This is a genomic window from Gluconacetobacter diazotrophicus PA1 5 (genome assembly GCF_000021325.1).
GTDB classification, from domain to species: Bacteria; Pseudomonadota; Alphaproteobacteria; order Acetobacterales; family Acetobacteraceae; genus Gluconacetobacter; species Gluconacetobacter diazotrophicus.
In genome coordinates this window covers 1,800,001-1,825,126 of sequence record NC_011365.1, presented here as the reverse complement: position 1 = coordinate 1,825,126, position 25,126 = coordinate 1,800,001, and the positions used below count along the sequence as shown (strand labels likewise).

Genomic DNA, 25,126 nt, shown 5'->3' with positions numbered 1-25,126 from the left:
CTGCCCCCGTGGGCATGGCAGACGGACGACGCGAAGCGGACAGGGCAACGGTGGCGGACGCGCTGGCCGCGCGTCTGGCGCTGTGGCTGCCGGTGGGGATCGGCCTCGGGATCGCCCTGTATTTCTCGCTGCGGCAGGAACCGGGCCGGGCGGCCATGCTGGCCGCCGCCGGCGTGGTGGCGGCGGCGCTGGGCTGGATCGCGCGTCGCCCCTACGATCTGGTGCCCCGGGTGGCGGGCGGGGGGGCGGCGGCGGTGGCCGTGGGGTTCGTGGTGGCATGCACGGCAACGCATCGCCAGCCGCCGCTGCCGGACCTGCCGCGCCGGGCCACCATCGTGACCGGCCAGGTCGTCGCGGTCGTGCTGCTGCCGCCCCGGCCGGGGGATGACGGCCCGGCCACCCGCAGGGTGGACCTGGCCGGGGCGGTCCTGGACGATGCGATCGATGCCGGCATGCCGCCCCTGCGCCGCATCCTGCGCGTGCGCCTGCGGCCGGACGATCCGGCGGTGCTGGTCCCGGGCATGACGGTCCGGGTTCGCGCCATGCTGCGGCCACCGGCCCCGCCCGCCTGGCCCGGCGGCCCCGACCGGCAGCGCCGCGCCTGGTTCGACGGCACGGCGGGAACCGGCACCGCGCTGGGGCCGGTGCAGGCCGCCGGTCCGCCCCCGCCGCCGCGTACTCTGGAAGGGCTGCGCGAACGGGTGGTGGCGCGCATCCTGCGCGTGCTGCCGGGCGCGCCGGGCGGCGTGGCGGCGGCGGTCCTGACCGGCTCGGCCGCCACGATGCCGCAGGCCGACCGCGACGCGTTCGCCGATGCTGGGCTTGCCCATCTGCTGGCCGTCGCGGGGCTGCATCTGGGCATCGTCATGGGGTTGGTGATGGCGGCGGCGCGGCTGCTGCTGGCCTGTTCCGAACGGGCGACGCTCTACTGGCCGTGCCGGCAGGTCGCGGCGCTGGCCGGGCTGGCGGCGGGCATCGTCTATGTGGTGCTGACCGGCGCGCACCTGCCCGCGCTGCGCAGCCTGACCATGGCCGCCCTGGTGGTGCTGGCCATCCTGACGGGCCGGCGGGCACTGTCGATGCGCGGGCTGGCGGTGGGGGCGACGCTGCTGCTGCTGACCGGCCCCGCCGACCTGCTGGAGGCCCCGCTGCAGATGTCGCTGGCCGCCGTCATGGCCCTGGCGGCGGGGTTCGAGGCGACGCGGCCGGCCCTGTCCCGCCTGAGGGAACAACCCGACTGGTGGCGGCGTCCCGCCCTGCACGTCGCCCATCTGGCGCTGGCCAGCCTGCTGGCGGGGGGCGCCACCGTGCCGGTGGTGATGACGCATTTCGGCACGCTCCAGCCCTGGTTCGTACTGGCCAACCTGCTGGCCGTGCCGCTGATGGCGCTGTGGATCCTGCCCTGGGGAGTGATCGCCCTGCTGCTGATGCCGTGGGGCGCGGACCCCGTGGCGCTGGTGCCCATGGGCTGGGGTATCCGGCTGGTGCTGGGCCTGGCGCATGCGGTGTCCGGCTGGCCGGCGGCGCGGGTGATGGTGCCGGCCATGCCGTCCTGGGGACTCGCCGCGTGGATGCTGGGCCTGTGCTGGCTCTGTCTCTGGACCCGGCGCTGGCGCTGGTGGGGCGTGGCCCCGATGGCCCTGGCGCTGGCGGCGCCCGTCCTGGTGGCGCGGCCGGATGTGCTGCTGTCCCCCGACGGACGGGCGGTGGCGGTGCGTGACGGCGCCGTGCTGCGCATCGGCCCGCATCCGGGGGCCGACAAGGCGGTCGAATCCGACTGGCAACAGGCCCTGGCTCTTCCGCTGGCCTCACTGCCGCAGGCGGACGGCCGCCTCGCCTGCCGTGACGAAGCCTGCCGGATGGATGGCGGGCGGGTCCGCCTGCGCCTTTCCGCCGCCGCCCCGGCCGAGTGCGCGGGGGTTACCCTGCTGGTGACGCTGGTGCCGATGGATCAGGGCTGCCCCGCCGCCCGTACGCTCGACGGGCTGACCGTATGGCAAGGCGGCGCGCAGGCGGTCTTCCTGCGCCCGGACGGGCCGCATGTGGTCTCGGATCGTGGGGTGCGCGGGGCCAGGCCGTGGGTGCTGGCGCCGGGGCAGCATGGCATGCCGACCCTGCCGCTGGCCCAGCGGGAGTAACTGTTACCGGGCCGGCGCCACCAGCACCTTGGCCGTGTACTGGCACGGTTCCTGTGCCGGGCACCGCCAGCATTCCGGCCGCCGGGCCTTGCAGACATAGCGCCCGTGCAGGATCAGCCAGTGATGCGCCGGGCGCAGCAGCGGGGCCGGTATCCGGGCCACCAACTGGTCCTCGACCGCGCGCGTGGTCCTGCCGGGGGCCAGGCCGGTGCGGTTGCCGATACGGAAGATGTGCGTATCCACCGCCATCGTGCTGTCGCCGAACGCCACGTTCATCACCACGTTCGCCGTCTTGCGCCCCACCCCGGGCAGGGCCTCCAGCGCCGCGCGGTCGCGGGGGACCTGGCCCTCATGCTGGTCCAGCAGGGCCTGCGAGAGTGCGACGACATTGCGTGCCTTGGTCCGCCATAACCCGATCGAGCGGATATGCGCCGCCACCCCGTCCTCGCCCAGCGCGACCATGGCGGCGGGGTCGGGGGCGTCGCGGAACAGCCCCTTCGTCGCCCGGTTCACCGAGGCATCGGTGGCCTGGGCGGACAGCGCCACGGCCACCAGCAGCGTATAGTCATCGACGAAATCCAGCTCGCTCGCCGCATCGGGGTGCGCCTCGGCCAGCAGGGTAATGAAGCGTTCGACCTCCTTCAGCGTCATGCGGCGGCGGGCCGAGGCGGGGCGGGGGGACTGGGTCATGCGGTCCTGTCGTGCAATGCGGGGTCGTGGGCGTCTCTTTTCGGCCGGGCGGGGGGCGCTGTAAATCGCCGCCTCGCTTGCGTTCGCATGGCGGCGCGGCGATAGTCCGGGCACGATCGAGGGATTGCCTCCGGTTTCCATCGCAGCGCCGGACGGCCCACGCCGCCGCCCGCGGGGCCGGAGCGGATGGAAAAGGATGGCCGTCGCGACCGGCCAGGACATCATGACGGATACACAAACCGCGCCAGAGACCGCGCCAGAAGCCGCGTCGGCCCGGGACGGTCGCGCGCGCAACGAATTCGCCGACGTGCTGGGCTTCGTGATCCGGCGCTGGCTGGCCTATCCCGGCGCGCTGGCCTGGACGCTGGCGGGCGTCGCGGTGGCGACGGTGGCCGACGTGGTCACGCCGCTGCTGGCCGGCTGGATGGTGGACGACGTCGCCCATGCCGGCCCCGCCGCTGTGTCGGGCGGCGTCCTTCCGGCCGTGACGCCGGCGATGGAGGCCGCGCGGCGCGGCGTGCTGTGGATGCTGGGCGGGCTGGTGCTGCTGGGTCTGCTGGGCGTGGCGGGGCGGCGCATGTCCTATCTGGGGATCACGCACCTGACGGCCCGGACGATGCGCGGCATCGCGGAAACCGCCTTTGCCCGCGTCCAGCGCTTTTCCACCGACTGGCACGGCAACACCTTCGCCGGATCGACGGTGCGGCGGCTGACGCGCGGCATGTGGGCGGTCGATACCCTGGCCGACACGCTGATGCTGATGCTGCTGCCCGGCGTGCTGGTGCTGGGCGCGACCACGCTGGTGCTGGCGTTGCACTGGCCGTCGATGGGGCTGCTGCTGGGGGTCAGCTCCGTGGCCCTGGTCACGATGTCCACATCGCTGACCCTGCGCTATGTCGCGCCGTCCGCGCGGCTGGCCAACAGGTGGGACACCCGCATGGGCGCGGCCCTGGCCGACGCCGTCACCTGCAACGCGGTGGTCAAGGCCTTCGGGGCGGAAGTCCGGGAAGAAGCCCGCCTGTCCTGGATCCTCTCGCGCTGGCAGCGCCGCACGGAACGGTCCTGGGTGCGCGGCACCAATTCGGGAAACCTGCAGAACGTGGCGGCCCTGCTGATGCGCGTGCTGCTGATTGGCGCGGTACTGGCATTGTGGTGGCGCGGCCAGGCCGGCCCAGGGGACGTGGCCTATGTGCTGACCATGGTCTTCCTGGTCCAGGGCTACCTGCGCGATATCGGGCAGCAGATCTCGATGGTCCAGCGCTCGGTGAACGAGATGGAGGAACTGGTCGCCATCTACCGCCTGCCGCCCGGGGTGCCGGACCGGCCGGATGCCCCGCCGCTGCGCGTGACGCACGGCGCGATCCGGTTCGACCATGTCGGCTTCGGCTATCGCGGCCAGCGCGGCCTGCTGTTCCGCGACCTGTCCATCGACATTCCCGCCGGCAGCCGGGTCGCATTGGTCGGCCCGTCGGGCTCGGGCAAGACGACGCTGGTGAAGCTGCTGCAGCGGCTGTACGACGTGACGGATGGCCGGATCCTGATCGACGGCACCGACATCGCGACCGTCACGCAGTCCAGCCTGCGGGCGCAGATCGCGATCGTGCAGCAGGAACCGGTGCTGTTCCATCGCTCGCTGGCCGAAAACATCGCCTATGGCCGCCCCGGTGCCCCGATGGCGGAGATCGAGGAAGCGGCCCGCCAGGCCAACGCGGCGGGCTTCATCGAACGCCTGCCCAAGGGTTACGCCACCATGGTGGGCGAACGCGGCGTCAAGCTGTCGGGCGGCGAACGCCAGCGTGTGGCCATCGCCCGCGCCTTCCTGGCCAACGCCCCGATCCTGATCTTCGACGAGGCCACGTCCAGCCTGGACTCGGAATCGGAAATCCTGGTGCAGGATGCGATGGAACGCCTGATGGTCGGCCGCACGGTACTGGTCATCGCCCACCGCCTGTCCACCGTGGTCGGCCTGGACCGCATCCTGGTCTTCGCCCGCGGCGAACTGCGCGAAGACGGATCGCACGCCCAGTTGATCACCCAGGACGGGGGCCTGTATCGCCGCCTGTTCGAATTGCAGTCGCTGGATGGGTAGACCGACAGCAGCTTCTCTCGGGATGGTCGCTGAAGTGAACCCGAGTCCTTGTATAGCTTCGATCTATGCCCCTGCATGCGAGGCGCATTCTTGCCGTGTTTTAATCCCCGCTTCCGCGTGGGGAGCGACGACAACCTTGCGACTCCTGTCCGACGCGGTCGGCGTTTCAATCCACGCTCCCGCACGGGGAGCGACTCGGCATCGGCGGCCTGGGCGTCATCCTGTTCGTGTTTCAATCCACGCTCCCGCACAGGGAGCGACGATACGTGAACGTGTCAGCGCCCGTCACAGTGACGGTTTCAATCCACGCTCCCGCACAGGGAGCGACACCAATCATTCCGCATCGCGATCCCTCACATTCCGTTTCAATCCACGCTCCCGCACAGGGAGCGACCAGTTCAGGGGTGCTTTCGGGGCCGTGAGATCCAGTTTCAATCCACGCTCCCGCACAGGGAGCGACGACCGGAATCCCGTGGTGCGGTCCATGCGCGATGTTTCAATCCACGCTCCCGCACAGGGAGCGACAGCAGACCCTGCCGTTTGGAGACGTCGCATGAGAGTTTCAATCCACGCTCCCGCACAGGGAGCGACCATGGCGGTAAAAGAGCTTCCCAACGTTGAGACGGTTTCAATCCACGCTCCCGCACAGGGAGCGACACCGCCTCCACGTGACCGCTGGCTGACGAAGGCTGTTTCAATCCACGCTCCCGCACAGGGAGCGACAGGCCAAGTCGTTCGCGCGTGCCCCACGCATCACGGTTTCAATCCACGCTCCCGCACAGGGAGCGACAGTTCGTATAACTCACCAAACTCATGAAACTAAGTTTCAATCCACGCTCCCGCACAGGGAGCGACGTTATCGTGTGAAGCGTCCCGGGTTTCCCGGAGGCCATTTGGTTTGAGTCACGCAGCCATATCGATGATCTCGAGGGCTGCATAGTAGTTGGCTTCGGCCTCGGCGGGTGGGATATAGCCGATGGGGCCAAAGAGGCGATGGTTATTGAACCAATCGACCCAGCGCAATGTTGCCATTTCCACGGCCGATACGGTCGGCCAGGAAGGCTGCCGCCAGATGACCTCGGCCTTGTAGAGGCCGTTGATGGTCTCGGCCAGGGCATTGTCATAGGAGTCCCCGACGCTGCCGACCGAGGGTACCAGATCGGCCTCGGCCAGGCGCTGGGTGTAATTCATGGCGAGGTATTGGACGCCCCTGTCACTATGGTGGATCAAGCCATCCTCGGGTCCGGGCCTGCGGGCATGGATCGCCTACTCCAGGGCGTCCAGCACGAAGCCCGCGGTGGCTGACGTGCTGACCTTCCAGCCGACGATGCGCCGGGCATAGGCGTCGATCACGAAGGCGACATAGACGAAGCCGGCCCATGTGTGGACGTAGGTGAAATCGACCACCCACAGGGCATTCGGCCGGCTCACGCGGAATGCGCGGTTCACCTTGTCCAGCGGGCACGGAGCCTTGGGATTGCTGATGGTCGTGACCGTCCTCTTCCCTCGCCGAATGCCGGCTAGGCCCATGGCACGCATCAGGCGTTCCACGGTGCATTTGGCCACCTCAATGCCTTCACGGCGCATCTGATGCCAGACTTTGCGCGTCCCGTAGAGCTTTGAACTGGCGTCATATACCCGCTTGATCTCGTCCTTCAGTTCGTCGTCGCGCCGGGCACGCGCAGGCCGCCTGGCGGGGTCCGCCAGACGGACAGCATGTTCGTGATAGGAGGATGGGGCAATCGCCAGTTCGCGGCAGATCGGCTCGATACCCAAGTCCTCGCGATGGGCGTCGATGAACGCCATCATCATTTCCCGCGGCGGTCGAGCTCCGCCATCGCAAAATACGCCGATGCCTTGCGCAGGATCTCGTTGGCGCGGCGCAACTCCTTGACCTCGCGCTCAAGTTCCTTGAGCCGAACGCGTTCGTCACCAGCTTGCCCCGCCGGTCCCGCTCGCCGCCTGGCCTCATCGCGGCACCAGCGGCGCAAGGTCTCCGCCGTGCAACCGATCTTGGCAGCAATCGATGTCATCGCAGCCCATTCCGACCCGTAATCGGCCCGATGCTCCCCAACCATACGGACCGCACGCTCACGGACCTCAGGCGAAAATCTCTGGCTCATCGTGTTCATCATAGCTCCTTCTCACAGATAGGAGCCTCCGCGAAACCCGGGACGCTTCAGTGCTTCCGCCCGCCATGATCTGGTCGAAGTTTCAATCCACGCTCCCGCACAGGGAGCGACAGGGATTGGACAGATCGTTTCCGGACAGCCGACCGTTTCAATCCACGCTCCCGCACAGGGAGCGACACCAGACCCCTCTCGCGAAGAATGCCCGCGCTCTGGTTTCAATCCACGCTCCCGCACAGGGAGCGACAATTTCGAGATGCCGCAGTGGCTGGGTATCGACGTTTCAATCCACGCTCCCGCACAGGGAGCGACCGGAATTGTCTGGATTGCGGGCAGTGATTGTTCCTGTTTCAATCCACGCTCCCGCACAGGGAGCGACCTTGGAGAGCTTGCCGTAAGCCTCGACCAGTGCGGTTTCAATCCACGCTCCCGCACAGGGAGCGACGCCCGAGAACCCGGCCCGCGCGCCGTCGCCCGAGTTTCAATCCACGCTCCCGCACAGGGAGCGACCCTCATCACCGGCTACCGGGCTGACCTGCGCCTGTTTCAATCCACGCTCCCGCACAGGGAGCGACCTGGCGGAAGGGCTGGAGCGGGTCGCGGATGAGATGTTTCAATCCACGCTCCCGCACAGGGAGCGACATCCCGCTCTGCATGGTGCGCTGCTGGACGAACCGGTTTCAATCCACGCTCCCGCACAGGGAGCGACGCGCGCCACGTCTCCAACCGATCCGCTTGGCCGTGTTTCAATCCACGCTCCCGCACAGGGAGCGACCCCCGATCGAGAGCGGGCGCACCGACTTCCTGACGGTTTCAATCCACGCTCCCGCACAGGGAGCGACCGCCTGATCGCCGACGAGTTCGCATCCAAAGGCGGTTTCAATCCACGCTCCCGCACAGGGAGCGACCCACCATTCAGGACCGCTATCCCGAGAGTTACCGGTTTCAATCCACGCTCCCGCACAGGGAGCGACTGGACGACGCCGAGCAGGCGCTGCTGGACCTCGGGTTTCAATCCACGCTCCCGCACAGGGAGCGACGCCTTGATCTGGTCCATGTTTTCGCGCTTGCGGCGTTTCAATCCACGCTCCCGCACAGGGAGCGACTTGACGTTCTGTTTTACTCGGCCTGATCCCCATGGTTTCAATCCACGCTCCCGCACAGGGAGCGACCCTGCAAATGTTGACCGGGCAATCAACATCCCGAGGTTTCAATCCACGCTCCCGCACAGGGAGCGACGTCGTTCCGAACGGTCGATCCGCAACGTGATCGCGTTTCAATCCACGCTCCCGCACAGGGAGCGACTTTGGTTGGTGTCGGCCAACCTGACCGCTCCAAAGTTTCAATCCACGCTCCCGCACAGGGAGCGACATGCCCGCGATTCCTCACCCTCGACAACATCCCGTTTCAATCCACGCTCCCGCACAGGGAGCGACCCATGGACCGACATGGCGAAATGGCGGCGCTCCAGTTTCAATCCACGCTCCCGCACAGGGAGCGACAACATGACAACGGTCGGCCCCATCAACCATCAGGGTTTCAATCCACGCTCCCGCACAGGGAGCGACTTCCGTCGTCCGGTTCGTGGGCGCCCGCCCCATACGTTTCAATCCACGCTCCCGCACAGGGAGCGACCAGAGGCGTTAGGGGTGGCGCTGTGCCGCCCCTGTTTCAATCCACGCTCCCGCACAGGGAGCGACGCTTCACCGTTCTTACGCCAGGGATGATCTACACGTTTCAATCCACGCTCCCGCACAGGGAGCGACAGGTTAGCGACGGGTCGTATATCTACGTCACCCAGTTTCAATCCACGCTCCCGCACAGGGAGCGACTTATACCAGGACGCGCCGATGGCCAGCGTGCGCAGTTTCAATCCACGCTCCCGCACAGGGAGCGACGTTAGCGCGGATGAAAGCGGCAGCCTCGCGCATGTTTCAATCCACGCTCCCGCACAGGGAGCGACGTTCGGCGCTCCGGCCGAGATAACGGTTTCGGTAAAGTTTCAATCCACGCTCCCGCACAGGGAGCGACGCTGGAATTCCTCGAATTCCGAACGGAACCGCTGGTTTCAATCCACGCTCCCGCACAGGGAGCGACGGGGAGATGATCTCGATCGGCGCCGGCGTGTTGATGTTTCAATCCACGCTCCCGCACAGGGAGCGACTTCCGATCGGATATTCGTTCGATATCACCCTCCTGTTTCAATCCACGCTCCCGCACAGGGAGCGACGCGGGTTAGATGATGTCGGAGCGTAAAATTCCGTGTTTCAATCCACGCTCCCGCACAGGGAGCGACCTTCTTGTCCATGATGGGCAGCGGCTCGCCCGGGAGTTTCAATCCACGCTCCCGCACAGGGAGCGACATCGGCCATCCCTTGCGTGGGGCCTGCTGCAACAGTTTCAATCCACGCTCCCGCACAGGGAGCGACGAGTTCGCGCGCATTCAACTCGGGACCGGAATCGGGTTTCAATCCACGCTCCCGCACAGGGAGCGACCTTTCCCGAACGATCAACCCAACCTTTGGGGGGCGTTTCAATCCACGCTCCCGCACAGGGAGCGACTCCTTGGGGGAACCCCCGGTGCCACGGGAGGATCGGTTTCAATCCACGCTCCCGCACAGGGAGCGACCGTGGACGGCGCGGGATATTTTGCGCTGGCCGGGGTTTCAATCCACGCTCCCGCACAGGGAGCGACTCTTGTCCATGACGGGCAGCGGCTCGCCCGGGATGTTTCAATCCACGCTCCCGCACAGGGAGCGACCAAAGTCAGCCACCGCCGCCGTCACGGTCTCGTAGTTTCAATCCACGCTCCCGCACAGGGAGCGACATCCAGCCGCTCCCAGTCCGGACGGGCGGCTGGCGTTTCAATCCACGCTCCCGCACAGGGAGCGACCAGAATGCTGACGCCCCATTCCGATGCCATATCGGTTTCAATCCACGCTCCCGCACAGGGAGCGACGGACAGTCTGCGGATCTGCCCATCGTCCTGACCGGTTTCAATCCACGCTCCCGCACAGGGAGCGACACCTTGTTGCGCTTGATCAGGTCAGCAGATGCGAGTTTCAATCCACGCTCCCGCACAGGGAGCGACGCCCAATCTGGCGGATTTTATGAGCATGCTGACGTTTCAATCCACGCTCCCGCACAGGGAGCGACGACCTGTTCGCGCATTTCACCCCGATGCCATCCGGTTTCAATCCACGCTCCCGCACAGGGAGCGACCCGCAGCGCGCTTCACCGATTGGCGAGTCGCGCTTGTTTCAATCCACGCTCCCGCACAGGGAGCGACGGCGCGCATACTATCATCTTGTCAAGAAAAGGGAAAATGGGTCTGTTCCGCGAACCATCGCCAGATTGGTGCAGTGAGTATGGCAAGCGATCTGCGTTGGGGCATAACACATTGATAGGAAACCACATGGTAGATGCGCGAATCGGCAGGGGTTTGCCCAACAGCTTTCGTATCGCGCAGGATCAGAACAGAAGCGGTCCATCCAGGTCCAGGACGGGCTTTGCACCGATATGTTCCACCCGCTGCTTTCCTTTCGCTCCAAGCTGATAGAAGCGCAGGCTGTCCTTTGTGGTGTCGGTCTCTGCGATCAGGCGCGCCCGCAGGGCCGTCCAGCGTGCGGGGTCCACCTCGCATTCAAACACCGAATATTGCACGCGCTGGCCGAAATCGAGGCAGGCGCGTGCTACGCGCCGTAGCCGTCTACGGCCTGCCGCATCCTCGGTGTTTACATCATAGGTAATCAGCACCAGCATCGCCTATTTCCACACGAATGCTGGGTAACCGTCCAGTTCGCCACGAAGGTGTCGGGACAGAAGCAGCGCTTGGACATGTGCGACAAGGCCGAACGTCAGGGACTCATTAAGGAATGGGTGCCGCAATTCCTTCTTCTTGCGGTCCTGCCAGGCTACGAGAACCGTCTTGCGGGCGTCGTCGTTCAGCAGGACGGCGCCTCCATCGCTGACGGTAAAATCACCTGCCGCGACCTGCCGTCGATTGATCAGGCTCACGGCCAGTCGGTCAGCCAGAACGGGGCGCAATTCCTCCATCATGTCCAGTGCCAGGCTATTTCGTCCCGGCCGATCCGCATGCAGGAAACCGACCTGCGGGTCCAGACCGACGCTTTCGAGCGCGGAGCGGCAATCATGTCCCAGAACGGCATAGAGAAACGAGAGCAGGGCATTCACGCGGTCGAGCGGCGGCCGCCGCGACCGGCCACCGAAGGTGAATGCATCGCCTTCGACCCGAATCAGAAGATTGAAGATTCCGAAATAGACTTGCGCCGCCTCGCCCTCCATACCCCGTGCGGTGGCCACATCCGGGGCCTGGGTGATATGGCGCACGATAATGGTCAGGCGCCGTTCGGCTTCGTCCAGTCGGGTCCTCTCCTGCGCATTCAGTCCAGGGCCGTGGTCGCGCAGGGCCCGGCGGATGACGGTGCGTTGATTGGCGGCCTTGGCGGCGACCATGTTTCGCACGATCGGCAAGGCGCGTTCGGTACTGTCTGCCGTGCGATACTGGGTTCGTCGCAGCAACACGTTGCCGCTTCTTGGTCCCTCGACCCGGGCGAGGAAGCGCCCCTGTGGGGAGAGCCATGACAGCGCGAGGCCCGATTCCGCGCAGGCCCCCATCAGCGCCGGTGACGCACCGATCCGGCCAAAGCACATGATCCCGTCCAGCAGATGCATGGGGGCCCGACCGCGCTCCTGGCCCTCGACTTCGACCACCACATTGGCGCCATCCTTGCGCAGCCAGGCATCCTCGGTCGTCACATAGATGGTATTGAGGTGGCGGCGCATCACGCGTTGTCTTCTTCCAGCAGTTGTGTCGCAAACCAGCGGCCGATTGAGGGAGGCTTTTCCAATCGGCGCGGCTGGCAGGCGTGCTGCAGGGAGCATTGATTGCAAGAGGCCTTGTAGACAGGCGGTGGAGTCAGGCAGTCCGCGATCATGGCGCGGACCTTCCGCGCGGTTTGCTCGGTCAGCGTACGCAGGGCACCATCGAACACCACCACCGTGCGCCGCCGGGGCTGGCCGTAAAACAACGCGCCCTCCGGCACGGAATGTCCGAACATGTCTTCCAGGCAGATGGCCTGGGCGCAAAGCTGGACCTCATCGGCGCGATGGGCCTTGGGGCGGCCGCGCTTGTATTCGACCGGATAGGGCACGGCGGCGGTCTCGACACCGTGGAATTCCACTGCATCGGCCTTGCCGAAGACACCCAGCGTCAGCGACCGTATCGTCAGCGCGCGGACCGTGCGTACGCCTGTCCGGCGATCGGGACGGCCGTCATCCACCCGTTCGTGCAAAATGCGGCCCTCCGCCGTCGCACCATTTTCCGCCCAGATCCGCTCGACATGGATCAGCGCGCATTGCCTGGGGCAGAACAGATGATGCTGCAAGGCGGAAATGGGAACCAACGCGTCTTCGGTCGCATTATCGGGCGGGGCGTGCATCCGGGCGCTTACCGTTCGATGATCTCGATTCCCGCCGGTACTGCGTCCCGGTCGATCAGCACCTGATAATCGCCCCAGGCCCGGGCAGGCGGCCAGTTGTCGATGGCCGCACTGCCAATCGGATGTGCGCTGCCCTGATAGGCGCGTTGCACCGTAACCCGATCGAACAAATCCTGGGCCCGCGCGTTACCCAGCGCCGATTCATGGCGGAATACGATCAGCTTGCGCGTTGCCATCTCTCCCCGCGCGGCGGATCGGTCATGATCGAACATGCCGGTCAGGGCCTCCAACAGCAGTTCGAGGTCCGATTCCGAAAAACCTGTTCCCTTGACGGGATGCGATGCCAGGGGGGCGGAGATGTAGCCATGCATGCGATACAGCCCGTAAGGCACGATATGCTTGCGCCCCATTGTCCGGCCACCCTTGCTTTCGGCGTCGGCCTCGGTCGTGGCGGCCATGCGCGTGATGGCGATTTCCAGCGGCAGGACCGGCTCCACCGAACGGGCGAACGAAAACTGCACCGGCCCGCGTACCTGTCCCGAATTGACGCTGGTCGTCATCACCGCACCGAACGTCCTGATGTCCCAGAAATTGGTGCACATCCATCGTGTCAGGGCGCGTGCCTTGTCCTCGTCCTTCGGAAGGGTCTTGAAGGACTCGTCCTTGGTCACTTCAGGCATGATTGCGTTCCATGCCTTTCGGTGCTGCCTGTTCAGGGCCATCCCTTCGCTCATGTATATTTCGAATCCCGGCATGTCGGGCCGGGCCAGCGACACGTAGTTCCGGACCTTGCGTTTCAGCGCGACGTCGGACACCAGGCCCTGATTGGTTTCCGGGTCCAGGCGCGGCATGTTGCCTGCATCCGGGTCTCCATTCGGATTTCCGTTGGTAACGTCGAAGAACAGTACGAATTCATGGCGATTCTGCATGGCGGTCGCTTCAGTCATGGGTTGCATTGTCCTCGATGTCCTGCTCGTCGTCCTGCAAGGCGGTCTCGGCCATCCGGCCGCCAATCCTCTCCCGACGCTGGTGGTAATAGCCGATGGCGAATTCTCCCTGATGTTCCAGGGATAATGCGCGGGGCAGCACGTGGGGTCCGGACGGCGTGATGCGTCCGAAAATCTCGTCCAGTTCGCGTTCGATCACGCCGGCCCAACCGGGGGTCCGCTTGCGGACGTTCGACAGGTGGTTCTGGCTGTTGCGGATGATGACGGGAAAAATACTGGCCGGTGCGGCCGAGGCCGCGGCGAAGTATTTATCCCGCATTGTCGCTTTCACGCCTATGCCCAGCGCAGCCCGCTGCGCCAGTTCGTAAACGGCGAAGAGGCGGCCGAGTTGATACCCGATACTGGGGTAGTCCCGATTGAGGCTCACAGGAACATCTCCATTGTCCGAAGCATTTTTCGTCAGGCGTCGCCGGCGCTGCAGCACGGCACGCAGGGCGGCGGCATGCCAGCCCGTTGCCGGATCGTCGCCCGCGCGCAGCCGCATCAGGATCGCGGCCAGCCACGTTCGCGGATAGGGCGTGCCGGTCAGGATCGCACGCATGATTTCCCCGGCCAGTAGTGGCGGAATGTTGTCGTATTTGTCCTGTGCCGCCACGGTGCGCGCCAGCAGCAGGTTGACGGTGGGTGGACGCGACCACGGGGATGGCGCAATGCGGGTGTCCTCGTAATGCTCCGCCAGGCGATGGGCGAAGACATCCAGGCTATCCGACAACCAGAAACGCACCGACAGGCGTGCTGCGTTGGGCGACAGGCCCATAACGTAAAAACGTGTATCGGGTGGGATGTCCGGCCGTAATTGCGACAGGGGGCGGCCTTGGGCCAGCGCGGTCAGTTCCTCGCCGATCCGGCGCGCGGCATCCGCGTCCAGCAGGTTCGGCGCAATCGCCTCCTGAATCCACGCATCGGCCTTTTTCGCGACCTGCGCATCGCTGCCATCCGCCCAGAATATCACGGTCGCGTCCCCGATCGGCCGCCGGAGCCGGTTGGGCCCGTCGCGTGTCAGCAACCGGTTCAGCGCGGCCCCATAACGAAAGGCGGCCGCCTGCGATGTCGGAGCGTTGTCGCCTTGCTTCCGGCCATAGGAACAGAATGCATCGAGATTGAACGATACCAGGCTGGCCCCGGACGTCTGCGCGCCTTCCACGCCTTTGATCGTCGGATGTAGCCGGGCCGGCGCCGCCCGCTGCCCCGTCACCAGACAGAATGATTGCCGTTCATGCCCGTTATCGAGCGGCGCCTCGACCAGTCGCTGCGCCGCCGGGCGGCGATGAAGGTAGTCCCTGTCGCCCTCCAGGCGGAACATGATGTTCGCGTCCAGCATCTCCGCCGGGAAGAGGGGCGTGTCGAACTGCGCGGGCGTCCAGCGTTCCAGGAACCGCCGGAATGCGACCAGGCCCACGTCGGATGTTTCCGCCATCCGTTTCAGGTTGAACGCGACGAAGGCTTCATGCTCCTGCACGGTGCGCTTGCCGGCGCCGGCGGTGCGGCCCAGCACGTAGGATGTCTTGTCCCACAGGAAATTCGGCGCGATGCCGGACGCGCGCTTGACGGCAGCCGGGACAAGGAACAGCCGGGGACGGGGCTTCCTGCCGTCATGGTCGTGTTGGTCCAGCACATCGATCGGCTGGCCTTCCGCGTCGATCACGACGCACCAGCCGAATTTCTCCCGCCCCCAGCCAGGGTCCTCGGCATCGTCCATGCGGGCGTAGAAATCGACCAGTGCTTCCAGTGGGCCCGGACGCTTCTGGATCGTCATGCGATCAGGTCCGGACTGTCGGCCGCCGGCACCGCAATCACGCCGCTCTCGATGCAGGCACGGAAAAAGCGCGGCGTGCGCTGGTCCGCGAAATCGATGTCGTGCAGCATCCAGCCCAGATCGACCGCTTGCAGATCGGGCGGAAACGCCGAGGCGGGCAGGGGAGCTTCCTCGGTAATCAATGCGAAATCCGCCGGAAATTCCCGCGTTCCCAGGCAAGGGCGATGGAAACATTGCCCCTGCGTGGCCCGCCGGTTGAACATGCTCAGATGCTTCGCCGCCGTGTCGCCCGCGCCGGCCCGTGCCGTCAGGGTGAAGTGCGCCTCGATGACATAGGCTACGTCGACCAGGATCGTCGCCGCCCGCTGCTGGCGATTCTCGTCGACCGCCAAGCCCAGGCCCGATGTGTGGCCAGCAGTCATGGCCCGGGCCGCGAGGACGGCGCTCACCTTGGCCCCGACCTCGTTCCGGCGGATCGACTGGAAGCGGATCGGCTTCAGGACATGGATGCGGTCGATATGCCAGCGAATGGCCGGCTTCCAGTGGATGGCTTCCACGATGCCCCGCGCCGCCGATGGCGTCAGGACATCATACGACACACGCTCCGATTTCAGTTCGGGTCGCGTAAAGCATGCGCGTTCACCCCAGACATGGAGTCGAATACCCATCAGGACTGGCTCCGTCTGGTTCTGGTGTTTGTCTTATGACAATTCCACAGGCGTTACTTGGGATTATCTTCTCCAGGTCGGAGAGGCGCAAAGCACAACTTTGTGAAGATCGTCATGATATCCCATCATGACGATCACATAAAACGAAAATGATATTATGATGGTGGGGTTCGAAGGACCGAGCGGGCTAAAGAATATGCTACGCGGTTGAATTGGATATGCTGTATGTATATCCATACAGGAGGCGAAGCCGATGCTCACGCGCACGACCTTGTTTCTCTCCAATCGTTCCCAGGCGGTTCGCCTGCCGAAGGCCGTGGCCTTTGGAGAAGGCGTGCGGGAGGTGGTGATTGTTCCCGAAGGCCCGCGTCGGATTATCGCGCCCGCTGAAGCAGCCTGGGACGATTTTTTCGCCGCTCCCGGCCTGGACCTGGGGGAACGCAGCCAGCCGGCGATGCAGGAACGGGAGCGCTTCTGATGCTGCGCTTTCTGCTGGACACCAACTTGTGCATCCGTGTGTTGCGGGACCGGCCGCAGGGCCTGCGGGCGCGGTTCAATGCCTACGCCGAAGACCTCTGTATCTCCGATGTCGTGCTATACGAACTGCTCTATGGGGCGGAGCGGTCGTCCGATCCCGTGCGTGTCAGGCGAGAGGTCGAGCATTTCGCGGACAGACTGAATGTCCTGCCGTTCGACAGCGCGGCGGCGTCCCATACGGCCGAGATCCGGGACGATCTCGAACGCAGGGGCTGCGTGATCGGCCCCTATGATCTGATGATCGCGGGACACGCCCGCAGCCGGGGGTTGGTGGTCGTCACAGGCAATCTGGGCGAGTTCAGGCGCGTTGCGGGGCTCAGGGCCGAAGACTGGTTCACGAATGTTGCCTGACGGGTATCGTCACGCGATCAGACCTTTGACCCGGACGATCCGCACAAGGTAAAATTATCATTGGTCGCTTTACCCGAAGCGTGGATTGAAACGTTTTCTGTGATGCGCAGGATGCGGATATCGGGCGGTTTCCGGCCGTGTCCCGGCCGGAAACCGCTGTCTACCACACATTGCTTTCCGCATGGCGGAACGTGGGATCATCCAGTTTCAGACCCCGGCGGGCATCGTAAAGATCCATTGATTCCAGGTAGACGAACCGGTCGCCATACGCTTCGGGCTTGACGGTGCGCAGGGCGCCGGCGGCCAGCAATTTCAGCCGGATGGGTGCGGGGACCGGCACGCAGTATTGTTGCAGGCGCCGCATGAATCCGGCCGGTGGGACGGGTGCGTGGTCAAGGGCATGCAGCATTTGCCGTACGGTTTCGTCCCACGGGATGATGACGGACTCCATGACCGTGTCGATCATGCGGAAGGCCCGTGCAATGGTGGCATACGGATAGGTGTGGCCGGCACCCGATTGCGCGATGGCCTCCAGGATTGCGTAGCGCACGGTGCCGATCCGCGCGGCGTCCAGGCCGTCGTGTCCGTGCGTGTCATGGCTATGTTGGAAATACAGTTCGCGGAAATAGGCATGAATGGCTTCCAGGCTCAGCGGGTCCAGTCCCTGGCGCAGGATCGGACGCGTGGCCTGCCAGAAGGGGCGCATGGCACGCACAAGCCATGGCTGCGTGGGGTCGGCAGGGTCAGGCGTCTCGAACACCACCACCGGGCCTGGCTCGTCCAGGCGGCCCTCGCGATTGCATCGTCCGGCGGCCTGCGTGATCGAGGATAATCCGGTGGCTTCCCGCCAGACCTCGGGGAAATCGACATCGACACCGGCTTCGATCAGGCTGGTGGAGACCAGCCGGACAGGCCGTCCGTTTTTCAGATCCTGGCGTATGGCTACCAGGGTGGCGCGCCGATGGAGCGGGCACATCAGCGTTGTCAGGTGCCGTGCACCGTCCTGATCGGCAATGGCGGTGAACAGATCATGCGCGTGCGCCCTGGTATTGACGATGCACAGCATCTGTTCGCGCACCGCGAAACGCGCGGCGATCTCGCCGTCGGATACCGGTTCCTTGCGCCAGGTGACGGTAGCGCGGCGCAGCGCGTCATAGAGCGCTGCGGGTTCGGGGGCTAGTTCGTGCGTGTCTTGGATATCCAGCCCCGCCCGGCGTCCCTTTCGCCCAGGCGGCAACGCGTCGTCGATCTGCCGCAGGGCGGATTGCGTGGCGGTACACAGCACGATGCTCACGCCGTAATTGCGGGCCAGTTCGTCCAGGACCGCGAGGCAGGGGCGCAGTAGATGCAGCGGCAGCGTCTGCACCTCGTCCAGGATGATCACGCTGCCTGCAATGTTGTGCAACTTGCGGGCCTGGCTGCCCCGTGCCGCGAACAGCGATTCGAAGAACTGCACGCTGGTCGTGACGATAATGGGTGCGTCCCAGTTTTCCGCGTCGCGCCGTAATTTCGCCAGGCCGTCAGCGCCTTCGGCTTCCTCGTCGTTCTCGCCGGCCGGCGCGCGTCGGTCCCAGTCGAAATTCGAATGATGTTCCAGGATGCCGTCCGTCGTACCCAGAGCCTCGCGAAACACCGTCGCCGTCTGCTCGATGATCGATGTGAACGGGATCACATAGATCACGCGGCGCAGCCCATGCCGCACCGCATGGTCCAGTGCAAAGCTGAGCGAGGCGAGCGTCTTGCCCCCGCCTGTAGGGACCGTCATCGTGAACAGGCCGGGTCCGAGGGCGGCCTTGCCGATCGCATGGTCCAGAATCCGGCTGCGCAGCCGGTTCAGCGGTGTATCGTCCCGCCGCCGTGTCTTCATGAACCGTCGGATGGCATCCAGATGGGCCTGGGTGATCGTTCCGCCGCGCGCGGGTGGCGGCAATCCTGCCGATTCCGCGTAATATCCTTCGGTGGCGATGAAATCGGCATCCGTCAGGCAGGAAAACAGCATGCGGACGAAAAACGAGGTCGCGAATCCCGGATAATCCGTGCTGGCGACCGGCGGCGACTCGTCCACCAGATCCTGCAGGGTCGGCCGCGCGGGACAATAGTCCGGCCAATTGTCCGAGGCCGGAACGGCATAAGCCTGCTCGTCCAGGCGTTCGTTCAGCGACCGTCCGGGGCCGTCATGGCCCGACCCGTCCATCAGGCCGGAATGGTGCCCCGCGATGGCAAAGGCCAGCAGCCGTCCTAGCGGTCCATAGGACGCGACCACGGCGCGGGCGCCCGCCGTGCTGTGGTCAGGTCCGTGGCACGGCCCGGGCTTACGAATATAGTCTTGGTAGGCCGCCGAACATTTCCCGATATCATGCAGCAACCCCAGCGCCCGGCCCTTGTGCGCGGCGCCGAACACGGCGGCGAATTGCTCGGCCAGGGCCGCGACACGCAGCGAATGCGCGCGCAACGTTTCCCATCGTTCTGTCGAGGGGTCGTCAGGGAGCGAATGAGCGAAGATATCCATGACGAGCGGGCCTCCCGCCGGTGTCGCCCGTCAGCCGTGCTGCAGCATCGGCCCCAGCGCGGCGCCGCCGAACAGGTGGACGTGGAAATGCGGCACTTCCTGGCCGGCGGCCGCGCCCATGTTCGACAGCAGGCGGTAGCCCGCATCCTCCAGCCCCAGTTGCGCCGCCACATGGCCCACCGCGCGGGTGAAGCCGCCGATTTCGGCGTCGCTGGCCTGGCTGCTGAAATCCGCGAAGGAGACGTAAGGCCCCTTGGGGATGATCAGCGCATGCACCGGCGCCTTGGGCGCGATATCGTGGAAAGCCAGGGCGTATTCGTTTTCATAGATCTTGCGGCACGGGATTTCCCCACGCAGGATCCTGGCGAAGACGTTCTGCGGATCGTACGGACCCAGTCCGGAAACGGCCATGGACATCTCTCCTCGGTAGTGTGTTATTCCGCCAGCGGGTCGTGGGGGCGGGCGGCCTTTTCGGCGATGCCGCTGGTGCCCTCGCGGCGGTGCAGTTCGGCCCACACCTCCGCCGGGTGAACGCCGGCATCCACCCACATGACGATCAGGTGGTACAGCACGTCCGCGCTTTCGCCCACCAACTCGCCGGTGTTGCCGGCGACCGCCTCGATCAGGCACTCGACCGCTTCCTCGCCGAATTTCTGGGCGATCTTGCGCCGGCCCCGCGCCAGCAGCCGCGCCGAATGGCTGATCGACGGGTTGGTGCCCTTGCGGGAGGTCACGACGTCGAACAGGCGGTCCAGCACCTCGGCCGTCGCTGCCGGAGGGACGGCGGGGGGCAGGGGGGCGGTCGTCGCGACTTTCTTGCCGACGGCTTTCTTGGCAACCGTCTTCTTGGCACCGACCTTCTTGGCAACGGTCTTCTTGCTGACGGTTTTCTTGCCGGCGGCCTTGTCGTCCACGGCCTTGGTCTCGGCGCTCTTGCGGGTCGTCTTCAGGATCTTTGGCATCATGCCCTCTGCTGGGTGTCCGGCGCGGCTCGGGGCGCGGTTCAGGGTGCGGGGTGTGCGGGCGTGTGGCGCACCGGCAGGCCGGCATCGGCCAGCGCCTGCTTGACCTGCGGAATGGTGAATTGGCCGAAATGAAAGACGCTGGCGGCCAGCAGGCCGGTGGCGCCCGCGCGCGCGCCCTCGACGAAATGCTCCAGCGTGCCGACCCCGCCCGAGGCCACGATCGGCACCCGTACCGCAGTACACGCCGCGCGCAGCAGGTCCAGGTCGAACCCGCTGCCGGTACCGTCGCGGTCCATGCTGGTCAGCAGGATCTCGCCCGCGCCGCGTTCGACCACCTCGCGGCACCAGTCGATGACGTTGCGCCCGGTGGGCGTGCGGCCGCCATGGGTGTACACTTCCCACGATCCATGCCCGTCCGACCGGGCATCGACGGCCACCACCACGCACTGGCTGCCGAATTTCCGCGCGGCCTCGCTGACCAGGTCGGGCCGGGCGACGGCGGCGGAATTCATCGCGCACTTGTCCGCCCCGGCCAGCAGCAGGCGCCGCATGTCGTCGGTCGTCCGCACGCCGCCCCCCACCGTCAGCGGCAGGAAGATCCGCTCGGCGGTACGGCTGACCACGTCCAGGATCGTGTCCCGGTTCTCGTGGCTGGCCGTGATGTCCAGGAAGGTCAGTTCGTCCGCCCCGGCGGCATCATAGACCGCCGCCTGCTCCACCGGGTCCCCGGCATCGCGCAGCGATACGAAGTTGACGCCCTTCACGACGCGCCCGTTCTTGACGTCCAGACAGGGGATGACCCGCAGCTTCAGCATCAGGACAGGATCCGCAAGGCCTCGGCCGGGTCCACCCGGCCGTCATACAGCGCCCGGCCGACGATCACGCCCTCGATCCCCGGTGCCTGCACCGTCGCGGCACGCAGGGCATGCAGGTGGTCGGCATGGCCGACCCCGCCGCTGGCGATGACCGGGATCGACAGCGCATTCGCCATCTCGACGGTCTGGGCGATGTCGATGCCCGTCAGCATGCCGTCGCGGCTGATCTCGGTGAAGATGATCGCGGCCACCCCCACGCCCTCCATCCGGCGGGCCAGTTCGACCGCCTTCATGTCCGACGTCTCGGCCCAGCCCTCGGTCGCCACCTGGCCCGATCGCGCGTCGATCCCCGCCACGATCCGGCCGGGGAAGGCGCGGCAGGCCGCGCGCACCAGCTCGGGGTCCTTGACCGCGACGCTGCCCAGGATGACGCGCGTGACACCGGCGGCCAGCCAGCGTTCGATGCCCGCCATGTCCCGCAGGCCGCCGCCCAGCTGCACCGGCACGGTGGCGTTGGCGATGATCGCCTCGACCGCGTCGCCATTGGCCGACCGGCCGGCGAACGCACCGTTCAGGTCCACGACATGCAGCCACCGGCAACCCGCCTGCACCCAGGCACGGGCCTGCGCGCCCGGATTGTCGGAATAGATCGTGGCATCGTCCATTTCCCCGCGGCGCAGGCGCACGCATGCCCCGTCCTTCAGGTCGATGGCGGGGTACAGGGTCAGGCTGTGTCCGGTCACGCTGGCGGGTCCCGTGGCAGGAATGGGAATGGAAGCGGCCTGCGGATGCGCGGGTACCACCCGTTCATTGTCCTGCAGGCGCTTGGTGAAGAACAGGCCCCGCACCGTGCGCCCCTCCGTGCGGGCATAGCTGGGATGGGTGCCCCAGTGATGGAAGCCGAAGGCGCGGAACAGCCGGATGGCCGATTCCTGCGTCTCGCGCACGTCCAGGTTCAGGATCTGGTACCCCATGGCCCGCGCGCATTGCTCGGCCTCCAGCAGCAGCAGCCGGCCCAGCCCCAGGCCCCTGGCATAGGGCGCGACATACAGGTGCATCAGCGTGGCGCTCATGGCCTGCGCCTCGTTATTGCGCGGCGGGCGCACCAGTTGGGCGGCACCCACGATGATGCCGTCCAGCCGGACCACGAACAGCATGCGCTCCGGCACCATCAGCACGCCGCGAAAATAGCGCTCCATCGCCTGCCGGCCGGGCGTGGTCAGCCAGCCGAACCCCCCGCCATCCAGGATCGCGGCGTCGGTGGCTTCGCACAGCGCCTGCAGATCGTCTTCATGCAGCGCCTGCACCCGTTCGGCGCGTGGGCGGGTCTGGGGCGGCGTGCCGATCTCGTTCATGCGGCGGCTCCTTCGCGAACGGGCGACCAGCGCAGGAAATTCGACAGGATCCGCAGGCCGACCGTCTGGCTCTTCTCGACATGGAACTGGGTGCCGGCGCGATTGCCCCGGGCCACGATCGCCGGCACCGCCCCGCCATAGTCGGTCGTTGCCACCAGTTCGTCCACCGCCCCGTGACGCAGCGCGTAGGAATGCACGAAATAGCCGTGGGCGTCGGCGTCCAGCCCCTCGGTCAGCGGATGCGCGCCCGGTGTGAAATCCAGCCGGTTCCAGCCCATCTGCGGCAGGCGCAGTCCCGGTGCCTCCATCCGCGCGATCTCGCCGGAAATCCAGCCGAATCCCGGCGTCACCGCGTGTTCCAGCCCGCGCTGGGCCATCAGTTGCATACCCACGCAGATGCCCAGGAACGGCGTGCCGGCCTCGGTCGCATCGATGATCGCGGGCTTCAGCCCGGGCACCGCCGCCAGCCCCGCCGCGCAATCGGCGAACGCACCCTGTCCAGGCAGCACGATCCGGTCCGCCTGCCGCACCGACTCGGGGTCGGCGGTGATCGTCACGGTGGCGTCGATCCCGCTATCGGCGGCGGCGCGCGCCACCGCCCGCGCGGCGGATGCCAGGTTGCCGCCGTTGTAGTCGATCACCACGATGGATTGCGTCGCGGTTGCCATGCTCATGCCTCCGCCGCCGGCCGGTGCCGGGTCGCGATCTCGGGGTGGCGGTCCAGCAGCCGCAGCAGCGCGGCATCCCGTCCGCGCGCCAGCACCACCGGGCCGGCCGTCAGCCCGTTCAGCCGCAACTCCCATTCCCTTATGTCGGCGGCGCACAGTCCCAGCGCCAGATGCATGCCCAGCCACAGCGGCACCGCCAGCGCCGTGTGCCCGACCACCAGCGTCAGGATCAGGCTGGCCGCGCCGGCCAGCAGGCCCGCGATCCAGCTTCCCTGCAGCACCAGCCCCAGCCAGCCCAGGATCAGCACCCGCCAGGACAGGCGCTCGGCCACCAGAACCGGCGGCCGGTTGCCCTCCGCCCGAAACCAGGAGGAATATGTCGTCACAGCACGCCCTTGGTGGACGGAATCGCGCCCGCCGCGCGGGGGTCGGCCTCGGTCGCCATCCGCAGCGCCCGCGCCGCCGCCTTGAACGACGCCTCGGCGATATGGTGGCAGTTGCGGCCGGCCTTCTGCGTGACATGCAGCGTCACCAGCGCGCTCATGGCGAAGGCACGAAAGAATTCCTCGAACAGCTCGGTGTCCATCTCCCCGATCTTGTCGCGGGTGAAGTCTACCGCCCACGCCAGGTAGGGCCGGCCGGATATGTCGGCCACCACCTCGCTCAACGCCTCGTCCAGCGGCACCAGCGCATGGCCGAACCGCCTGATGCCCCGCTTGTCGCCGATCGCCCGGACGAAGGCCTGGCCCAGCGCGATGCCGGTATCCTCGACGGTGTGATGGAAATCGATATGCAGGTCGCCCTTGGCCTCGATATCCAGGTCGAACATCCCATGCCGGGCCAGCGCCGTCAGCATATGGTCGAAGAAGCCGATCCCCGTCGCGATGCGCGACTGGCCGGTGCCGTCCAGGTCCAGGCGGATCGTGATGTCGGTCTCGCTGGTGACGCGATGAATCGTGGCTGTGCGGGCAGTATCCATGTCCCGTTCTCCTACAGGACTAGGCCGCGTTAGGCCACCATTCCCGTGCGTTCCTCCCGCTGGTCGCCGGACGTGTGCAGTGTCCGGCCCGTGGGGGGGCATCGGCGGATATTGGCTTGGCCTGCCTTCTGCGGCATGGTGCCGACCCGCTGCCGCTCGCGGCCGCCGGCCGGATGTCACAGGCCTGGCGGCATGTCGGGCCGACCCTATATAAAGGAGCATCCCGGATGGCCGTGCTCGACGCTCTCCTGTCCCGTTCATCGACCGACATGCTGTCCGACCCCGCGCCCGAGGGTTCGGTGCTTGAAGACATCCTCTCCACGGCGATGCGCGCGCCCGACCATGGCAAGCTGCGGCCGTGGCGCTACGTCCTGGTCCGGGGCGACGCCCGGCCGAAACTGGCCGAACTGGTGGTGGCCGGCATGCTGGCGCGTGACCCGGACCTCCCGGCCGCGAAGATAGAAAAACGCCGCGTGCGCTTTTCCACCATGCCGCTGACCATCGCACTGGGCATGCATCTGCATCCCGACGACAAGATCCCGGTGATCGAGCAGGAAATGGCCGTCGCCGCCGCGGCAATGAACGTCCTCAATGCCCTGCATGCCACCGGTTTCGGGGGCGTGTGGGTGACGGGCGACATGACGTATGATCCTGCCGTCGCGGCCGCACTGGGCTTCGCGGCGCCACATCGCCTGGCGGGCTTCCTGTTCGTGGGCACCCCGGATTCCGCCCGCCCGGTGCCGACCCGCCGCCCGGTCGGCGGGTACGTCGCCGAATGGCACGGCACGCCGGTCGTCTTCGACGCCGATCACTGACCGCGGGACCAGAGGAGGACGCCATGCACAGCGACGTTACGATCATTGGTGGCGGCCCCGCGGGCCTGGCCACGGCTCTGTCGCTGGACGCGGCGGGCCTGTCTGTCACGGTGCTGGAGCGTGCGCCGCTGGCCGCCCTGGCCGATCCCGCGTTCGACGGGCGGGAAATCGCCCTGACCCACCATGCGGTGTC

General features: G+C 66.4%; 21 protein-coding genes, 1 pseudogene, 2 CRISPR repeat arrays and 1 other annotated feature (1 of these 25 cut by a window edge). Of the genes and pseudogenes, 6 read left to right on the top strand and 16 right to left on the bottom strand.

All coding sequences use genetic code 11. From position 1 onward, the window contains the following. Positions 1–50 precede the first annotated feature (50 nt). Complete coding sequence (locus GDIA_RS08215; protein WP_012553892.1) at positions 51–2,138, top strand: ComEC/Rec2 family competence protein; 2,088 nt, start codon at positions 51–53, stop codon at positions 2,136–2,138. 3 nt (positions 2,139–2,141) lie between these two features. Here the strand turns inward: GDIA_RS08215 and nth are convergent, their stop codons facing one another. Continuing rightward, entirely contained in the window at positions 2,142–2,828 is a 687-nt protein-coding gene (nth, locus tag GDIA_RS08210; RefSeq protein ID WP_012553891.1) for an endonuclease III, read from the bottom strand. 223 nt (positions 2,829–3,051) lie between these two features. Here nth and GDIA_RS08205 point away from each other — a divergent pair, with 223 nt between their 5' ends. Next, the gene (locus GDIA_RS08205; RefSeq protein WP_043459250.1) at positions 3,052–4,917 is read left to right on the top strand and encodes an ABC transporter ATP-binding protein; all 1,866 of its coding nucleotides are present in this window, start codon (positions 3,052–3,054) and stop codon (positions 4,915–4,917) included. A gap of 97 nt (positions 4,918–5,014) precedes the next feature. Next, positions 5,015–5,772: a CRISPR direct-repeat array (repeat unit 32 nt; unit sequence GTTTCAATCCACGCTCCCGCACAGGGAGCGAC). A 48-nt stretch (positions 5,773–5,820) separates the two neighbouring features. Here GDIA_RS08205 and GDIA_RS08200 read toward each other — a convergent pair. From GDIA_RS08200 to cas5c, 7 genes and pseudogenes are all read right to left on the bottom strand, one after another. Beyond that, positions 5,821–7,049, bottom strand: a pseudogene (locus GDIA_RS08200) (IS3-like element ISGdi14 family transposase). Then, positions 6,654–6,768, bottom strand: a sequence feature (AL1L pseudoknot). Its footprint overlaps the pseudogene before it by 115 nt. 78 nt (positions 7,050–7,127) lie before the next feature. Beyond that, positions 7,128–10,335: a CRISPR direct-repeat array (repeat unit 32 nt; unit sequence GTTTCAATCCACGCTCCCGCACAGGGAGCGAC). A gap of 182 nt (positions 10,336–10,517) precedes the next feature. After that, complete coding sequence (gene cas2, locus GDIA_RS08190) at positions 10,518–10,808, bottom strand: CRISPR-associated endonuclease Cas2 (RefSeq protein ID WP_012222305.1); 291 nt, start codon at positions 10,806–10,808, stop codon at positions 10,518–10,520. Positions 10,809–10,811: 3 nt separating this feature from the next. After that, the gene (gene cas1c / locus GDIA_RS08185; RefSeq protein WP_012553889.1) at positions 10,812–11,852 is read right to left on the bottom strand and encodes a type I-C CRISPR-associated endonuclease Cas1c; all 1,041 of its coding nucleotides are present in this window, start codon (positions 11,850–11,852) and stop codon (positions 10,812–10,814) included. After that, positions 11,852–12,508, bottom strand: coding sequence for a CRISPR-associated protein Cas4 (gene cas4, locus GDIA_RS08180; RefSeq protein ID WP_012222307.1), 657 nt, complete (start codon positions 12,506–12,508; stop codon positions 11,852–11,854). The genes cas1c and cas4 overlap by 1 nt, the downstream gene beginning before the upstream one ends. Positions 12,509–12,516: 8 nt before the next feature. Further along, a complete protein-coding gene (gene cas7c / locus GDIA_RS08175) occupies positions 12,517–13,455 on the bottom strand; it encodes a type I-C CRISPR-associated protein Cas7/Csd2 (RefSeq protein WP_012553888.1) in 939 nt (312 codons plus the stop codon). Next, complete coding sequence (gene cas8c, locus GDIA_RS08170) at positions 13,448–15,271, bottom strand: type I-C CRISPR-associated protein Cas8c/Csd1 (RefSeq protein WP_012553887.1); 1,824 nt, start codon at positions 15,269–15,271, stop codon at positions 13,448–13,450. The genes cas7c and cas8c overlap by 8 nt, the downstream gene beginning before the upstream one ends. Continuing rightward, on the bottom strand, positions 15,268–15,939 hold the full coding sequence (cas5c, locus tag GDIA_RS08165) for a type I-C CRISPR-associated protein Cas5c (protein WP_012553886.1): 672 nt from the start codon (positions 15,937–15,939) through the stop codon (positions 15,268–15,270). Before cas5c ends, cas8c begins: the two co-directional genes overlap by 4 nt. A 253-nt stretch (positions 15,940–16,192) precedes the next feature. Here cas5c and vapB point away from each other — a divergent pair, with 253 nt between their 5' ends. Then, positions 16,193–16,417, top strand: coding sequence for a type II toxin-antitoxin system VapB family antitoxin (gene vapB, locus GDIA_RS08160; protein WP_012222311.1), 225 nt, complete (start codon positions 16,193–16,195; stop codon positions 16,415–16,417). Further along, a complete protein-coding gene (gene vapC / locus GDIA_RS08155; RefSeq protein ID WP_012222312.1) occupies positions 16,417–16,827 on the top strand; it encodes a tRNA(fMet)-specific endonuclease VapC in 411 nt (136 codons plus the stop codon). Before vapB ends, vapC begins: the two co-directional genes overlap by 1 nt. Before the next feature lie 160 nt (positions 16,828–16,987). On the opposite strand, the gene GDIA_RS08150 is transcribed toward vapC, so the two are convergent. Genes GDIA_RS08150 through hisB form a run of 8 tightly spaced genes read right to left on the bottom strand, consistent with a single transcriptional unit; the run spans position 16,988 to position 24,118 of the window. Then, positions 16,988–19,336, bottom strand: a complete 2,349-nt coding sequence (locus GDIA_RS08150) for a CRISPR-associated endonuclease Cas3'' (protein ID WP_012222313.1) — start codon at positions 19,334–19,336, stop codon at positions 16,988–16,990. A gap of 30 nt (positions 19,337–19,366) precedes the next feature. Beyond that, the gene (locus GDIA_RS08145) at positions 19,367–19,747 is read right to left on the bottom strand and encodes a histidine triad nucleotide-binding protein (RefSeq protein ID WP_012553885.1); all 381 of its coding nucleotides are present in this window, start codon (positions 19,745–19,747) and stop codon (positions 19,367–19,369) included. Positions 19,748–19,770: 23 nt separating this feature from the next. Next, a complete protein-coding gene (locus GDIA_RS08140; RefSeq protein WP_012222315.1) occupies positions 19,771–20,298 on the bottom strand; it encodes a phosphoribosyl-ATP diphosphatase in 528 nt (175 codons plus the stop codon). Between the two features lie 41 nt (positions 20,299–20,339). Continuing rightward, entirely contained in the window at positions 20,340–21,116 is a 777-nt protein-coding gene (gene hisF / locus GDIA_RS08135) for an imidazole glycerol phosphate synthase subunit HisF (RefSeq protein ID WP_012553884.1), read from the bottom strand. Then, entirely contained in the window at positions 21,116–22,471 is a 1,356-nt protein-coding gene (gene hisA, locus GDIA_RS08130) for a 1-(5-phosphoribosyl)-5-[(5-phosphoribosylamino)methylideneamino]imidazole-4-carboxamide isomerase (RefSeq protein ID WP_012553883.1), read from the bottom strand. Before hisA ends, hisF begins: the two co-directional genes overlap by 1 nt. Continuing rightward, entirely contained in the window at positions 22,468–23,139 is a 672-nt protein-coding gene (hisH, locus tag GDIA_RS08125) for an imidazole glycerol phosphate synthase subunit HisH (RefSeq protein WP_012553882.1), read from the bottom strand. The genes hisA and hisH overlap by 4 nt, the downstream gene beginning before the upstream one ends. A gap of 2 nt (positions 23,140–23,141) precedes the next feature. Then, positions 23,142–23,525: a hypothetical protein gene (locus GDIA_RS08120; protein ID WP_012553881.1), complete on the bottom strand. Its 384-nt coding sequence runs from the start codon at positions 23,523–23,525 to the stop codon at positions 23,142–23,144. Further along, the gene (gene hisB, locus GDIA_RS08115; protein WP_012222320.1) at positions 23,522–24,118 is read right to left on the bottom strand and encodes an imidazoleglycerol-phosphate dehydratase HisB; all 597 of its coding nucleotides are present in this window, start codon (positions 24,116–24,118) and stop codon (positions 23,522–23,524) included. Before hisB ends, GDIA_RS08120 begins: the two co-directional genes overlap by 4 nt. Before the next feature lie 227 nt (positions 24,119–24,345). Here hisB and GDIA_RS08110 point away from each other — a divergent pair, with 227 nt between their 5' ends. Both GDIA_RS08110 and ubiM read left to right on the top strand, forming a co-directional pair. Beyond that, entirely contained in the window at positions 24,346–24,933 is a 588-nt protein-coding gene (locus GDIA_RS08110; protein WP_012553880.1) for a nitroreductase family protein, read from the top strand. A 23-nt stretch (positions 24,934–24,956) separates the two neighbouring features. Beyond that, positions 24,957–25,126 carry the 5' end (the start) of a 5-demethoxyubiquinol-8 5-hydroxylase UbiM gene (gene ubiM / locus GDIA_RS08105; protein ID WP_012553879.1) on the top strand. Its footprint extends 1,009 nt past the window's final position, so only the first 170 of its 1,179 coding nucleotides appear in the window; its start codon is at positions 24,957–24,959; its stop codon lies off the right edge, out of view.